Source organism: Polaromonas sp., assembly GCF_012927455.1.
Taxonomy (GTDB): domain Bacteria; phylum Pseudomonadota; class Gammaproteobacteria; order Burkholderiales; family Burkholderiaceae_C; genus Polaromonas.
The window spans coordinates 208748-223412 of sequence record NZ_JABBPE010000008.1 but is presented as its reverse complement, the minus strand read 5'-3'; the positions used below and the strand labels follow the sequence as shown (position 1 = coordinate 223412).

Here is a 14665-nt window from a genome sequence, read left to right as displayed (position 1 = left end):
AATGTAATTTCAATTTGCGGTGATCAACCGGACTTTGTTCACAGAAAGCTCGTTTTTGGGGGGTCGCCCGTCATCTGCGTCTGCGGCGGTGCGTCAGGGAATGTCGGGTTACGCCTTCGGCCAACCCGACCCACGCGAGGCAAGCGAGAGTCAGCAGAGATAAGTTTTCAGGGTTTTAGGGCTCTAACCCATGGCTTATGAGCGCTAGCAGCTATTAAATTCATAGCAAAAAAACAGACGCTGCTGCGTCAGGAAACCCGGATCAGCTTTACAGCTGCGAGCCCACCAGCAGCGCGAGCCGTTCCTGCAGCTTTTCTTTCAGCGGCCGGTCGGCCCAGGTGGCGTAGCTCATTTGCCTGGCGCGGCGCAAGTCATCTTCAAAGACGGCGGTCTGCCGTTCCGCGAAGGCCGGGTCGAACACATTGAGGTTGGCCTCGTCGTTGAGGCGGAACGAGCGGTTGTCAAAGTTGGTGGAGCCGACCGAAACCAGCAGCTTGTCGACAATCATGACCTTGCAGTGGTACATGCTGGGCTGGTACTCGTAGATCTGGGCGCCGGCCCTGAGCAGCGGCCCCCAGCTGCCGCGCGAGGCGGCGCGCACCGTTTCGGTGTCTATGATCTCGCCGGGCAGGATGATGCGGATTTTTACGCCGCGTTGAAGGGCCTCGGTCAGCGCCTTGCTGGTGAGGTCATCGGGCACGAAATAGGCGCTTGACAAATCAATGCTGCGTTCGGCTGCCGTGATGGACAGCTGGTACATCAGCTGCATGCTTTCGCTGCCGCCCGACGGAGAGCTTGAAAACACCTGCGCGGCACTCTTGCCGACGGCCTGCAGAGCCGGAAAGTAGGCCTCGCCATGCATCACCTGGCCTGTGACCTTGAGCCAGTTGTCCATAAAAACAGCCTGCATCTGGGCGACGGCGGGGCCTTCGATGCGAAAATGCGAGTCGCGCCAATGCTCGGCATCCTGCCCTGCGCCTGTCCATTTGGGCGCGATGCCGACGCCGCCGGTGAAGCCGATTTTTCCGTCTGCCACCAGTAGCTTGCGGTGCGTTCGGTTGTTCAGCTGAGCAAAGTTGTACCAGCTCGGTTCGTGAAATTTGCGAATCGCCACACCGGCTGCGCGCATTTCCTGCATGAAGGACTCGTCGATCTTGGCGCTGCCAACCCAGTCGAGCAGCACATGCACTTTGACACCGGCGCGGGCGCGCTCGGCCAGCGCGCTGGAAAATTCTCGGCCTATGTCGCCCGACCAATAGATATAGGTTTCGAAGGTGATGCTGCGCTGGGCGCCGCGTATGGCCGCCAGCATGGGCGGAAAGATTTGGTCGCCATTGAGCAGTTCTTGCACCAGGTTGCCGCCCACGATGCCGGGCCCCAGCAGCGCGCCCATCGCCCGCAAAAATTGTGGATCTTGCGTTGAATAAAGGCGCGGCAACTCGCGCTCGACCTTCTTTTCGCCACTGCTGAAGTTCACGGCGATCAGAACAGCGGCCAGGGTCACCAGGAAGGTGACGGCCATGGTCAGCACAAAACGTTTTTTCTTGATCATGAATCTGGAAATTGCTCATCAAACTTTTTCACCAGCAAATCACGCTATGCGGCCCTGCGCGCCGCGCCGGCCAGCGGACGGCGCGCCTGCCGGTAGGCCGGCGGCTTGTCTTGCCGGGCGACAATGGCGCCATGGCAACCATGCAACTTCAAAACATTCTTTTTTCCCAGGGCTTTGGCACGCGGCGTCTGTGCGCGGGCCTGATTCAGCAGGGCCTGGTGACCGTGGACGGCGTTTCTTGTACCGATTCAGCTATTGAATTCGTAGCAGAAGGGCTGCGCTTCACGGTGCAGGGGGTGGCTTGGGAATACCACGAAAAAGCCTATCTGATGCTGCACAAGCCGGCCGGCTACGAGTGCTCGCAAAAGCCCAGCAACTACCCCAGCATTTACACGCTGTTGCCGGCGCCGGTGCGCCAGCGTGGTGGGGGCGCGGCGGCCGGGGTACAGGCGGTGGGCCGGCTCGATCAGGACACCACCGGCTTGTTGCTGCTGTCGGACGATGGCAAGTTCATTCACCGCATGAGCTCGCCCAAACACCATGTGGCCAAGGTCTATGAAGTCACGGCGAAACACCCGGTCGATGACCAGCAGATTGAAAAGCTGCTGGCCGGCGTGGTGCTGGACGACGACCCGAAACCGGTGCGGGCCGCGGCTTGCGAAAAGACCGGCGAGGTGCGGCTCAGCCTGACGCTGACCGAGGGCAAGTACCACCAGGTCAAGCGCATGATTGCCGCCGTCGGCAATCGGGTCGAAGAAGTGGCGGGCCTGCACCGCTCGCGCATAGGGGCGCTGGCGCTGCCGGCCGATTTGAAGCCGGGCCAGTGGCGCTGGCTCACTGCTGACGATCTGGCGGCTATTTCAAGCCTGCCCGCCGCGAAGGCCTGAATCCGGGCTGTTTTAGCGATTAAATAAGCCTATAAACCAATAGGGACGGGCGCAAGCAGCTATCAAAATAATAGCGACGAGCAGCGGTCATGGCAGGTCCTTCAGGAAGTCGGCAATTGCCTGCAGCGATTTGTCGGGCTGATCGCGTTGCGGCGAATGCCCGCACGCGGCCAGCCTGAGTTGCCTGGCCTGCGGCGCCGCCAGCGCGATCTCGTCGAGCTGGCGCAGCGTGCCGTACTCGTCGTTCAGCCCCTGAATCAGCAGCAGCGGCGCGCTGATCGCGCGGCATTCCGCCCGGATGTCAAAGCTGCGAAAAGCTGGCGACAGCCAGACATCATTCCACTGCCAGAAGGCGCCGTCGACATCGGCATGGTGGCGTGCCAGCCGCTCCCTTAAGCTGGCCCGCCCGATCTGGTCTCCCGGCCCGCCCGCTTCAAACACCTTCCTGGCCTGGGCAATCGACGCGACCGCGAGCTCTTCAACCAGCACATGGGGCGCCATCGCCACGCACGCCGTGACCGGATAGCGGCTGGCGTGCAGCAGGGCAATCGTCGCCCCGTCGGAGTGGCCCAGCAGCACCGGCTGGTCAAGCTGCAGCGCCTCCAGCAAGGCCGGCAGCACCTCCCAGGCTTCGCGGTGCATGTAGTCGGGGCCCAGGTGGCCGGCGCCGCGCACGTCTGGCACCGGCTCCGATTGCCCGTAACCGCGCCGCGAATACAGCAGGGCGGCGCGGCCGGTGACGGCGCACAGCGCTTGCGGCCAGTCCAGCCCGCGCTGCGTCCACTGGCTGACCGAGCCCAGCCCTTCGTGCAGAAAAACCAGCGGTGCCAGACTGGCCGAGCCGGTGATTTGCCGCAGTTCCAGCTGGCTGCCGTTGATGGATATTTTCATCATCACGGCATCGTAATGGGAACAGGGGCGGGCTGCCCGCTACGCGCGCTCCCCGCTACGCGCGCTCCCGGCTGGGCCAATCGCGTTATCCTTAAAGGATGAACAAGCTTCTGGATTCGTTCTGGCGCGCGGCCTTGTACTGCCTGCACCCCCGGGTCATTGCCCTGTCGGTGCTGCCGCTGATTGTGATGGTGGTGTTGTCGCTCGGCCTGGGCTATTTTTTCTGGGAGAGCGCGCTCGCAGCGGTGCGCGACAACCTGGATAGCTTCGAACTGGTCAACACGATGGTGCGCTGGCTGGAAGGCTTGGGTCTGGGCAATCTGCGCATGGTGCTGGCGCCTTCACTGATACTGGTCCTGGCGATTCCGGTGATCGTGATTGTGGCGCTGCTGTTTGTTGCGCTGTTCATGATGCCGGCCATTGTGTCGCTGGTGGCCGAGCGGCGCTTTCCGCTGCTGGAGCGCAAAAAAGGCGGCTCAATGCTGGCCAGCCTGAGCTGGACGTTGGGCTCCACCGTGCTGGCAATGTTTGCGCTGCTGGTGTCGATTCCGCTGTGGCTGATTCCGCCGCTGATCCTGATTTTGCCGCCGCTGATCTGGGGCTGGCTGACCTACCGCGTCATGTCTTATGACTCGTTGGTAGAGCATGCCAGCGCCGAAGAACGGCGCCAGATCTTCCGCGACAACCGCACCGCCTTGCTGGGCATAGGCGTGCTCAGCGGTTACCTGGGCGCCGCGCCCAGCCTGATCTGGGCCTCTGGCGCCATGTTCGTGGCCATGGCGCCCATCCTGGTGCCGGTGGCGATCTGGATCTACACCCTGGTGTTCGCCTTTTCGTCGCTCTGGTTTTGCCACTACACGCTCGCCGCGCTGGACCATCTGCGTAAGAAGAACAATGTGCTGGCGCCCGATTTACCTGCGCCGCCAGCTATTAAATCAATAGCAAATGACGCGCTGCCGAGGGCGCCGGCAGCGTCGCCAGCACCCGCAGCGCCGGGTGGCAAGCCCGATGCGCTCGATTCCCCGTTCTAACTTCAAAACTCCCCCCATGACCACTCACTTCGGAATCGTCATCATTGGCGATGAAATTCTCTCCGGCAAACGCGCCGACAAGCACTTGCCCAAGATCATTGAACTGCTGCGCGCGCGCGGCCTGCAGCTCAGCTTTGCCGATTACGTCGGCGATGACCCGGCCCGCATCACCGCCACGCTGGCGCGCGCCTTTGCCGCCGCGCAGGGCAGCGGCGACGTGGTGTTTTCCTGCGGCGGCATAGGCGCCACGCCTGACGACCACACGCGGCAATGCGCCGCCGCCGCGCTCGGCGTTGGGCTTGCCCTGCATCCCGAAGCCAAAGCGTTGATCCTGGAGCGCATGCGCGACATCGCCCAAGAGCAAGGCACGCCCTACGAGCCGGAGCGCCATGACAACATCCACCGCCTCAACATGGGCGTGTTTCCGCTGGGCGCGCAGATCATCCCGAATCCGTACAACAAGATTCCGGGCTTCAGTTGCTTTGTTGATCGCGGCGAGGACGGCCGCCGCGCCGGGCCGCCCCAAGCAAGGCCAGCCCCCTCGGGGGGCAGCGACCCACACGCAGTGGGAGAGCGTGGGGGCGTACATTTTTTGCCGGGGTTTCCTGTCATGGCCTGGCCGATGATGGAATGGGTGCTTGACACGCACTACGCCCATTTGCACCAAAAGCTGGCCTACAGCGAAAAATCGGTCATCGTATTCGGCTCCATGGAGGCCATGCTGACGCCGCTGATGCTCGAAATTGAAGCGGCGCACAGCCGTGTCAAGGTATTCAGCCTGCCCAGCGTGGACCATGCCGAGTACGGGCGCCATATCGAGCTTGGCGTGAAAGGCCCGCCCGACGCCGTCAACCTGGCCTATCCGGCCTTGCTGGCGGGACTGCACCGGTTTGATCTGAAACTCGGCCCTGAATTGGTGCGCTAATTTTTATTGCACCATAAACGTGCATTTGCGTTCTTGCGCATTTTTAGTGCCCGGGACTTTGGCGTTGCCCAAATCGGCACAATGGCGGCACAATCGAAGGCTTGGCTAAAACCCGGGCAGCCACAGGCTTGGCACAAAAAGTGCATTCAACCGGCCTGAAGATAATTTTCAACCAACCCATCCAGCACAGGAGATTTTGATGGCAAAGACCGTCGCAGACGTCATAAAAATGGTCAAGGAAAACGAGGTCAAGTTTGTTGACTTCCGCTTCACTGACACCCGGGGTAAAGAGCAGCACGTTACCGTGCCTGTGTCGCATTTCAACGAAGACAAGTTCACCTCAGGCCATGCGTTTGACGGTTCATCGATTGCGGGCTGGAAGGGCATTGAAGCGTCCGACATGCAGCTAATGCCTGACCCCAATACCGCCAACATCGATCCTTTCTTTGAAGAAACCACGCTGTTTATGAGCTGCGACGTGGTCGAGCCCAGCGACGGCAAGGCCTACGACCGCGATCCACGTTCGATCGCCAAGCGCGCCGAAGCCTACCTCAAGGCCTCCGGCCTGGGCGACACCGCCTTTTTCGGGCCTGAGCCTGAGTTTTTCATCTTTGACGACGTGCGCTGGAACACCGACATGTCGGGCACCTTTTTCAAGATCGAAGAGTACGAAGCGCCCTGGAATTCGGGTAAAAAACTCGAAGGCGGCAATCGCGGCCACAGGCCTACCGTCAAGGGCGGCTACTTCCCGCTGCCTCCGGTCGACAGCACGCAGGACATGCGCGCTGAAATGTCGCTGATCCTCGAATCCCTGGGCATTCCGGTTGAAGTGTTCCACCACGAAGTGGCGGGCGCTGGTCAAAACGAGATCGGCACCAAATTCAGCACGCTGGTAGAGCGCGCCGACTGGGCGCAGGTCTTCAAATACGTGGTGCACAACGTGGCCAATGCCTACGGCAAAACCGCCACTTTCATGCCCAAGCCCATCGTTGGCGACAACGGCTCCGGCATGCATGTGCACCAGTCGATCTGGAAAGACGGCAAAAACCTGTTTGCCGGCGACGGCTATGCGGGCCTGTCAGACTTTGCGCTGTACTACGTCGGCGGCATCATCAAGCACGCGCGTGCCCTGAATGCCATCACCAACCCCGGCACCAACAGCTACAAGCGCCTGGTGCCTGGCTACGAAGCGCCGGTCAAGCTGGCTTACTCGGCCAAAAACCGTTCGGCATCGATCCGCATTCCTTATGTGGCCAATCCCAAGGGCCGCCGCATAGAAGCGCGTTTCCCGGATCCGCTGATGAACCCGTATCTGGGCTTTGCGGCCCTGATGATGGCCGGCCTCGATGGTGTGGAAAACAAGATCCATCCGGGCGAAGCCGCCACCAAGGATTTGTACCATCTGCCGCCCGAAGAAAACGCCATGATCCCGACGGTGTGCCACAGCCTGGACCAGGCGCTCGATTGCCTGGACACCGGCCGCGGCTTTCTGACCAAGGGCGGCGTGTTTACCGACAGCATGCTGGACGCCTACATTGAACTGAAAATGGGCGAAGTGACGCGTTTGCGCCAGGCCACCCATCCGATCGAGTTCGAGATGTACTACTCGCTGTAATCCCGTTTGCGGGCAAGCATCTACAGGCTGTTGATACGGTTTGTGGTCAAAAAAGGACGGCATAGGCCGTCCTTTTTTCTTGATCGGTCGGCTGGTGGGGTTGCTACCTTTGTGTTTTTTCCGCTTTGCAGCATACTCATAGGCAGTCTTGGCCTTCACAGGCACTGGAAGCTCTCCATGAAATATCCCCCCTCACTCCTTCTTTTATCCTTGTTCCTGTCGGTTGCGGGAACCGCCTCCGCCCAGCAGATTTACCTGTGCGCCGGTGCCGCCGGCCGTGCCCCCGAGTACATCAACAACGTCAAGGAGGCGCTGAGCCGCAACTGCAAAGTCATGTCGGGCGGCAATATCACCGTGGTGCAGGGTACGTCTGTGGCTAAGTCCGCGCCGTCTGTGCGTGCGGCCTCGCCTGCGCCTTCAGGCGGTGCTCGCAGCGAAAGTGGGCCGGAGCAGCGCGCCCGCGACAGCGACTCTCGCGGTATTCTCGAAGCCGAGCTGAAGAAGTCCGAAGCCAAGCTGGCAGAGCAGCAAAAAGAGTACAACAACGGCGAGCCCGAAAAGCAGGGCATCGAAGGACGCAATTACCAGCGCTACGTCGACCGCGTGGCTGAAATCAAAGACAGCATCACGCGTAACCAGAGCGATATTTCCGGCCTGAAACGCGAGATTTCCCGCCTGCCAGCGGGCAATTAAGGCTGCTTTCTGAGTCAAAATGGATCGCTTGAACAAGCTATCCATCACCAGCCGCAAGGCCGCCTCAGTCGCCTCTTGCGCTGCTGCTTCCCGCGCTGCCGCACCCGTTTCCGAATTGCCGCGTTTTCAATCGTTTGACCTGCTCGCCACTCTGGTGGCGGTAGTGCGCACCGACGGTTGTGTGCTGTTTGCCAATGCCGCGCTGGAAGACGCACTCGGCATCTCCCGGCGCACTATCGAGGGCTCGCAGCTGCCCGACTGTTTTACCGAACCGCTGATTCTGCAAAATGCGCTGCTTGGTGCTGGCAGCAACGAGTTTGCAGCCCTGCGCTATGACGCCTGGCTCAGGCGCATGCACCACGAACCGCTGCCCGTGCATGTGGTGGTGGCGCAAACCGATACGCCCGGCGAGGCGATTGTGGAGCTGCTGCCGCTGGAGGCGCAGGCCAAGCAGGACCGCGAAGAGCGTCTGATGGACCAGGCGCAGGCCACCAAGGAGTTGATCCGCAACCTGGCGCATGAAATCAAAAACCCGCTTGGTGGCATTCGCGGCGCGGCGCAGCTTTTGCAGATGGACATCAGCAAGGAGCTGACCGAGTACACGCAAGTCATCATCCACGAGGCAGACCGCCTGCAAACGCTGGTGGACCGCCTGCTGGCGCCGCACCGTCGCCCGCATCTGGTGGGCGATGTGAATATCCACGAAGTGTGTGAGCGCGTGCGTTCACTGATTCTGGCTGAATTTCCTAAGGGCCTGCGGGTGGTGCGTGACTATGACACCTCGATTCCCGATTTTCGCGGAGACCACGAACAGCTGATCCAGGCGGTGCTCAACATCGTGCACAACGCGGCGCAGGCGCTGGCCGAGCGCATGACAGCAGGCGATGCCCAGATCACTTTCAAGACACGAATCGCTCGGCAAGTGACTTTCGGAAAGCAGCGCTATCGCCTGGCACTGGAATTGCATGTTGTCGACAATGGACCGGGCGTGCCGGACTCCATCAAAGACCGGATTTTCTATCCCCTGGTTTCAGGGAGGGAAGGCGGTTCGGGGCTGGGGCTGACATTGGCGCAAACCTTTGTCCAGCAACACCACGGTTTGATCGAGTGCGAGAGCCGGCCCGGCCAGACAGATTTCAAGCTGCTCATACCGCTGCCTTGAGGTCTGTGGTTTCATTCACGGACAAGCGCTAGCGGCGCGAATAGCTCTAGCTGCAAAAGGACAAGACGCATGAAACCGATCTGGATTGTTGATGATGACCAGTCCATCCGGTTTGTTCTGGAAAAGGCCTTGCTGCGTGAGGACCTGCCCACACGCAGCTTCACTAACCCGCGTGAAGTGCTGGCGGCGCTCGAAGTCGCCACCGAAGACGACGGCCCGCAAGTGCTGGTCAGCGACATCCGCATGCCGGGCGGCTCCGGTCTGGATCTGCTGGAAAAGGTCAAGGCCAAGCTGCCTGGCCTGCCGGTCATCATCATGACGGCTTACTCAGACTTGGACAGCGCCGTGTCGGCCTTTCAGGGCGGCGCGTTTGAATACCTGCCCAAGCCGTTCGACCTGCCCAAGGCTGTCGAGCTGATACGCCGCGCGGTGGAAGAAAGCCAGCGCGAGGAAGTCGCTGAAGAACGCATGGCCGCCGCCCCGGAAATGCTGGGCCAGGCGCCTGCCATGCAAGACGTTTTTAGAGCTATTGGCCGGCTTAGCCAGAGCATGGTGACGGTGATGATCACCGGCGAATCAGGCTCGGGCAAGGAACTGGTGGCGCGCGCGCTGCACAAGCACTCGCCGCGCGCCAATGGCCCCTTCATCGCCATCAACACGGCCGCCATCCCCAAGGATTTACTGGAAAGCGAGCTGTTTGGCCACGAGCGTGGCGCCTTCACCGGCGCGCAGACGATGCGGCGCGGCCGCTTTGAGCAGGCCGACGGCGGCACGCTGTTTCTTGATGAGATCGGCGACATGCCGTATGACCTGCAGACGCGCCTGCTGCGGGTGCTGAGCGACGGCCACTTTTATCGCGTGGGCGGGCACAGCGCCGTCAAGGCCAATGTGCGCGTGATTGCCGCGACGCACCAGGACCTGGAGCAGCGCGTCAAGGATGGAGGCTTTCGCGAAGACCTGTTTCACCGCCTCAACGTGATCCGGCTGCGCCTGCCCGCTTTGCGCGAACGGCGCGAAGATGTTTTCATGCTGACCCGGCATTTTTTGCAGCAAAGCGCCAAGCAGCTCGGGGTGGAGCCCAAGCGCATCGCCGATGCGGCGCTGCAGCGGTTAAGCCAGTTTAACTTTCCCGGCAATGTGCGGCAGCTTGAAAATATCTGCCACTGGCTAACCGTGATGGCGCCGGCGCAGGTGATAGAGCCCAAAGACCTGCCGCCCGAAGTGCTGAGCGTCACGCCAGAACTGGCGCCGGAGTTGGGACGGGCGCCGGCATCGGCCGAAAAAACCGCGGTGGCCAAAGCCGATTGGGCTGAGCTGCTGGACCGGGAGTCCGCAGTTCATGCGGCTCATGCCGCAGCGGCAGAGCAGCCGGCGGCCGGCAGTTTTTCAGCCGACGGGCCAAACCCGGCTAGTGGGCAGAGAGTGCAAGCTTGGGAGACCTGGGAAAGCGGACTGGAAGCCGAGGCCACGGCCTTGCTGGTCAGCGGGCGCACCGACGTGTGGGATGTGCTGACGCGGCGTTTTGAATCCCGGCTGATCCAGACCGCCTTGCAGAGCACGCGCGGCCGCCGCATCGAGGCGGCACAAAAACTCGGCATTGGCCGCAACACCATCACGCGCAAGATTCAGGAGCTGAATCTGGAATAAATGTGGCCCCCACACTTTTCACTTCGTGTAATGCGCTGCTCCCCGAGGGGGGGGCTGGCCTTGCTTGGGGCGGCCCGGCGCGGCGGCCGATGTCTCCCACGCTGCAGAAAAAACGGACGCAAGCTGCTATTAAATTTATAGCGTTTTAAATTCCACCACGACCGGCGCGTGGTCGCTGGGCCGCTCGTTTTTGCGCGGTAGCTTGTCAATCACGCAGCTGGCGACCTGCGTCTTGAGGGCTTCGCTGACCAGAATGTGATCAATGCGCAGTCCGCGGTTGCGCCGGAAAGCCATCTCCCGGTAGTCCCACCACGAGTAGCTTTTCTCAGGCTGGTCAAACATCCGGAAAGCGTCTGTCAGGCCCAGGTCAATCAGCGCCTGAAAATGCTGGCGCTCTTCGCTGGTGTGGTGAATGGTTTCGTGCAAGGCCACCGGGTCGTAGCTGTCGCGGTCGTCAAAAGTGATGTTGAAGTCGCCCAGCAGCACCAGATGGGGATGCGCTGCCAGTTCGTCACGCAGCCAGTCGCGCAGACCGGTCAACCAGCGCATCTTGTACTCAAATTTCTCGCTGCCCGGCGCCTGGCCGTTGACGAAATAACCGTTGACGACGCGGAGCTCGCCAGCCGGCATGTCGATGGTGGCGGCAATCACGCGCGATTGCTCGTCAGTGAAACCCACGATGTTTTTCACGATGTTGCGCGCTGGCGAGCGGCTCAAAATCGCCACGCCGTTGTAGGTCTTCTGACCGAACACCGCGCTTTGGTAGCCCGCGTCCGCCAGCGCTTGCAAGGGGAACTTGTCATCGCTGAGCTTGAGCTCCTGCAGGCACAGCACATCGACCGGGTTGGCAGCCAGCCAGTCAAGCACTTGCGGCAGCCGCACCGTCAGCGAGTTAATGTTCCAGGTCGCGATTTTCATGGTGTTTTAGTGCTGTAGCCCAATAGGTACGGGCGTAAGTAGCTATCAAATATGTAGCGACGCCAAAGCGCCTAAGATCAAACCGACCGCGGCCAGGGCGAACATTGCGTACTCCACCCACTTCTTGCGCGTCAGCAGGGCAATGGCCGCAAGGGCAATAGAAACCTGCAGCACCGTGGTGGCTTGCGCCCAGCGGTGGTGCTGATGCATCTGCTCGTCGGACGATTTGTCCCAGGTAGTGGCCTCGCTTTCGAGTTTTTCGGCGCCGGTTTTGATCTCGGCTTTTTCTTTTTCGTAACGATCGATCTTGCCTTGGTAGCTGGCCCTTTTATCGTCTGGCGCCAGGTCGCGGGCAAATTCGGCCAGCGACTGTTTGGTGCTCTTGGCCTGAAAGTAGTTCCACTGGTTGGAGGCTTCGGTTTTCTTGATGGCCGCGTTGTTTTTATACAGGCCGGCATTGGCCTGCGTGGCACCGCCCATGTAGGAAAACAGCGCCCCCACCGTGGCGATGATGGCAGTGACCACCGCGATCTGCGCAATCATGCCGCCGCCTTCTTTTTCATGCGCGCCGTGCCCGCCTTGCGCGGCATGCTCCAGCTCGTGGTCGTGCGGTCCGTGTACGTGAAATCCGCCTTCTGACATATCAATTCCTTTTGTGTTTGCTATAGGTAATAAAGCTGAATTTCAACCCCGTAGAAGATACCTGATCTTCCCGCGCCGCTTCGACCCATTCAGGCCCCAGCCGGGGCGCAAAGACATCGCCAGCAAAGTCCTGGGCAATTTCGGTGACCTCGATGCGGCCTGCCAGCGGCTCGGCTTGCGCAAAAATTTGCGCGCCGCCTATGACCCAGACTTCTTCAGCCTGCCCGCACAGCTTTAAGGCCTGGTCCAGGCTGGCTGCCGGCTCGGCGCCAGGCGCTTGCCAGCCGGCCTGCCGGGTAATCACGACATTGGTGCGGCCGGGCAACGGGCGAAACCGGGGCGGCAGCGAATCCCAGGTCTTGCGCCCCATGATGACCGGGCAGGCCATGGTCAGCGCTTTGAAATGCGCCAGGTCTTCCGATAAATGCCAGGGCATGGTGCCCTCATGACCAATCACGCCGTTGGCGGCGCGGGCGTAAATCAGGTTGATGCTGGGTCGATTGGGCGTTTTCATGTGTCGTAGCGATCAAGTCGCTGTTGCAGTGTTCCGGTGTGAAGTTCGAACAGATGATTGTCGAAATCGTAGAAATACAGCGATTGACCCTCACCCGGTACGCGTGGCCGCGGCTCCTTGACTTGCGCTCCGATCGCGCGGAGTCTGGCTTCGAAAGCCGCAAGGTCGGCCTCGTCAACCTTGAATGCCAAATGCCGGTAGCTGCGCTCGATGGGCGGTTCGCCTTCCATGGCGGCCAGCCAGACCCCGCCCAGCATGAAGAATTTCTCGCGCGAGAGCGAGAAATTCTTCTTTGCGCTGTCGTAGACCTCACACGCGCCCAGGCCTTCGCATAAGAACTTCGCCATGCGATCAATGGCGCGCACGATAAAAGTGATGTGGCTGATGCCGTGGATTTGCATCCTCGATCCCTCAAACCGCCACCGGCGCCTTGATGGCCGGGTGGTGCTGGTAGTCCAGGAACTCGAAGTCTTCGAACTGGTAGTCGAAGATCGAGTCGGGGTGACGCTTTATATTAAGCGTCGAGTAGGGCAGGGGCGCGCGGCTCAGCTGCAGCTCGACCTGCTCGGCGTGGTTGCTGTAGACGTGGCAATCGCCGCCGGTCCAGATGAAGTCGCCCACCGCCAGACCGCACTGCTGCGCCACCATGTGCGTGAGCAGCGCGTAGCTGGCAATGTTGAAGGGCACACCGAGGAAGATGTCGGCGCTGCGCTGGTACAACTGGCAGCTGAGCTTGCCCGGCTGACCCGCTACCTGCGAAGGCGCGACGTAGAACTGGAAGAAGGCGTGGCAAGGCATAAGCGCCATCTTGTCGAGCTCGGCCACGTTCCAGGCGCTGACGATGATGCGGCGCGAATCGGGGTTGGTCTTGAGGGTCTTGATTACTTCGGCAATCTGGTCGATATGGCCGCCGTCGGGTGTCGGCCAACTGCGCCACTGCACGCCGTACACCGGTCCCAGGTCGCCATCTTCACGCGCCCATTCGTCCCAGATGCTGACGCCACGTTCTTTAAGCCAGTTGTTGTTGCTCGATCCCGTCAGAAACCACAACAGTTCTTGCACGATGGACTTGAGGTGGACTTTTTTGGTCGTCACCAGCGGAAAGCCTTCGTTCAGGTCAAAGCGCATCTGGTAGCCGAACACGCTTTGGGTGCCGGTGCCGGTGCGGTCGGCCTTGAAGACGCCTTGCGTGGCCACATGGCGCATGAAGTCTTCGTACTGGGAGCGGATGGGGCGGATCATGGCCCCAATTATGCTGTCCTGGCAGAGGCGTCATGTGCGTTCAGCCAATTACACTGGATACTCGCGAACATGAAGTAAGTCAGGATACCGATGGCCGCCATCCCAAGCGCAAAACACAGTACTGAAACCAAGGTCGATACCGACCAGTACATCGTGCCGGCACTACGGCGAGGAATGGCAATTTTGCGGCTTTTCAAGCCCGATCGCCGGGTAATCGCCTTGCCGGAAATCGTTCGCGAGTTGGGTATGACCCGCGCCACCGCATTTCGCCTGGTTTACACGCTGGAGGCTGATGGCTATCTCCAGCGGGCGCCGCATTCGAATGCGTTCCAACTGGGCATTAATTTGCTGTCGCTGGGTTTTGAATATCTGGGCTCGCTCGACCTGGTCGAGGTGGCGCGTCCGATCCTTGAAGACCTCCGAGACCGTGCAGACGCCTCGGCCCACCTGGGTATTCAGGACGGCCGGGAGATTGTTTATGTGCTCAAGGCGCCATCGCGCCACCGGCTGCGCAGCAATGTCACGGTGGGCACGCGCATGCCGATTCACACTACCACGATCGGTCATGCGCTGATGTTCGACAGCTCGCTCGAAGAATTGCGTCAGTTTTTCAAGGGCGTCAACCTGCGCGAGCGATTTGCGCATGCGCCTGCCGATGCCGATGCGCTCTACAAGGAACTGGCAGCGCAGCGCAGCATGGGCTATGTGGCCTACCGTTCCCGGTTTGCCGAAGGTCTGCACAGCGTGGCCGCGCCGGTGCGCGACGCAAGCGGACGCATTGTGGCCGGTGTCAATGTGTCTGACTATGAGTCGATTCCCGCCATGGGCGAGCTCGAAGGCGCGGTCAAGGACGAAGTCCTTCGCGCAGCCATGACGATTTCACGCGGGCTGGGCTATCGGCCAGGCGCCGAAAACAGCCTGAGCCCCCCCCGGCAGGCTTGATGTC

15 protein-coding genes are annotated in these 14665 nt (G+C 60.9%); 8 read left to right on the top strand and 7 right to left on the bottom strand.

The annotated features are described in order from the left end of the window. Positions 1–268 precede the first annotated feature (268 nt). The gene (locus HHJ18_RS09590) at positions 269–1552 is read right to left on the bottom strand and encodes a phospholipase D-like domain-containing protein (RefSeq protein ID WP_296914458.1); all 1284 of its coding nucleotides are present in this window, start codon (positions 1550–1552) and stop codon (positions 269–271) included. Positions 1553–1692: 140 nt separating this feature from the next. Between HHJ18_RS09590 and HHJ18_RS09585 the strand changes: the two genes are divergently transcribed. After that, positions 1693–2439, top strand: coding sequence for a 16S rRNA pseudouridine(516) synthase (locus HHJ18_RS09585; RefSeq protein ID WP_296915179.1), 747 nt, complete (start codon positions 1693–1695; stop codon positions 2437–2439). An 87-nt stretch (positions 2440–2526) separates the two neighbouring features. Here the strand turns inward: HHJ18_RS09585 and HHJ18_RS09580 are convergent, their stop codons facing one another. Continuing rightward, positions 2527–3333 carry an alpha/beta hydrolase gene (locus HHJ18_RS09580; RefSeq protein ID WP_296914455.1) on the bottom strand — a complete coding sequence of 269 codons (807 nt, stop codon included), beginning with the start codon at positions 3331–3333 and terminating at the stop codon, positions 2527–2529. Positions 3334–3428: 95 nt separating this feature from the next. Here HHJ18_RS09580 and HHJ18_RS09575 point away from each other — a divergent pair, with 95 nt between their 5' ends. The 6 genes from HHJ18_RS09575 to ntrC all read left to right on the top strand — a co-directional run bounded on the left by HHJ18_RS09575 (position 3429) and on the right by ntrC (position 10403). Beyond that, on the top strand, positions 3429–4361 hold the full coding sequence (locus HHJ18_RS09575; protein ID WP_296914452.1) for an EI24 domain-containing protein: 933 nt from the start codon (positions 3429–3431) through the stop codon (positions 4359–4361). A gap of 16 nt (positions 4362–4377) precedes the next feature. Continuing rightward, a complete protein-coding gene (locus HHJ18_RS09570) occupies positions 4378–5286 on the top strand; it encodes a molybdopterin-binding protein (RefSeq protein ID WP_296914450.1) in 909 nt (302 codons plus the stop codon). Between the two features lie 199 nt (positions 5287–5485). Continuing rightward, positions 5486–6901: a type I glutamate--ammonia ligase gene (glnA, locus tag HHJ18_RS09565; RefSeq protein WP_296914448.1), complete on the top strand. Its 1416-nt coding sequence runs from the start codon at positions 5486–5488 to the stop codon at positions 6899–6901. A 177-nt stretch (positions 6902–7078) separates the two neighbouring features. Continuing rightward, positions 7079–7594 (top strand): hypothetical protein, encoded by a 516-nt coding sequence (locus HHJ18_RS09560; RefSeq protein WP_296914446.1) that lies wholly within the window; start codon positions 7079–7081, stop codon positions 7592–7594. 19 nt (positions 7595–7613) lie between these two features. Continuing rightward, the gene (gene glnL / locus HHJ18_RS09555) at positions 7614–8756 is read left to right on the top strand and encodes a nitrogen regulation protein NR(II) (protein ID WP_296914443.1); all 1143 of its coding nucleotides are present in this window, start codon (positions 7614–7616) and stop codon (positions 8754–8756) included. Positions 8757–8825: 69 nt separating this feature from the next. Continuing rightward, positions 8826–10403 carry a nitrogen regulation protein NR(I) gene (ntrC, locus tag HHJ18_RS09550; RefSeq protein WP_296914441.1) on the top strand — a complete coding sequence of 526 codons (1578 nt, stop codon included), beginning with the start codon at positions 8826–8828 and terminating at the stop codon, positions 10401–10403. 135 nt (positions 10404–10538) lie between these two features. Here the strand turns inward: ntrC and xth are convergent, their stop codons facing one another. The 5 genes from xth to HHJ18_RS09525 are packed head-to-tail and all read right to left on the bottom strand — an operon-like array spanning position 10539 to position 13728. Beyond that, positions 10539–11321 carry an exodeoxyribonuclease III gene (gene xth, locus HHJ18_RS09545; RefSeq protein ID WP_296914439.1) on the bottom strand — a complete coding sequence of 261 codons (783 nt, stop codon included), beginning with the start codon at positions 11319–11321 and terminating at the stop codon, positions 10539–10541. Positions 11322–11366: 45 nt separating this feature from the next. Then, positions 11367–11963, bottom strand: a complete 597-nt coding sequence (locus HHJ18_RS09540) for a DUF4337 domain-containing protein (RefSeq protein WP_296914437.1) — start codon at positions 11961–11963, stop codon at positions 11367–11369. A gap of 1 nt (position 11964) precedes the next feature. Further along, a complete protein-coding gene (locus tag HHJ18_RS09535) occupies positions 11965–12477 on the bottom strand; it encodes a dihydrofolate reductase (protein WP_296914434.1) in 513 nt (170 codons plus the stop codon). Further along, entirely contained in the window at positions 12474–12878 is a 405-nt protein-coding gene (gene fosX, locus HHJ18_RS09530) for a FosX/FosE/FosI family fosfomycin resistance hydrolase (protein ID WP_296914431.1), read from the bottom strand. The genes HHJ18_RS09535 and fosX overlap by 4 nt, the downstream gene beginning before the upstream one ends. A 10-nt stretch (positions 12879–12888) precedes the next feature. Continuing rightward, complete coding sequence (locus HHJ18_RS09525; protein ID WP_296915176.1) at positions 12889–13728, bottom strand: thymidylate synthase; 840 nt, start codon at positions 13726–13728, stop codon at positions 12889–12891. Between the two features lie 81 nt (positions 13729–13809). On the opposite strand from HHJ18_RS09525, the gene HHJ18_RS09520 reads away from it, so the two are divergent. Next, positions 13810–14661, top strand: coding sequence for an IclR family transcriptional regulator (locus HHJ18_RS09520; protein ID WP_296914429.1), 852 nt, complete (start codon positions 13810–13812; stop codon positions 14659–14661). The last annotated feature ends 4 nt before the right edge of the window (positions 14662–14665 follow it).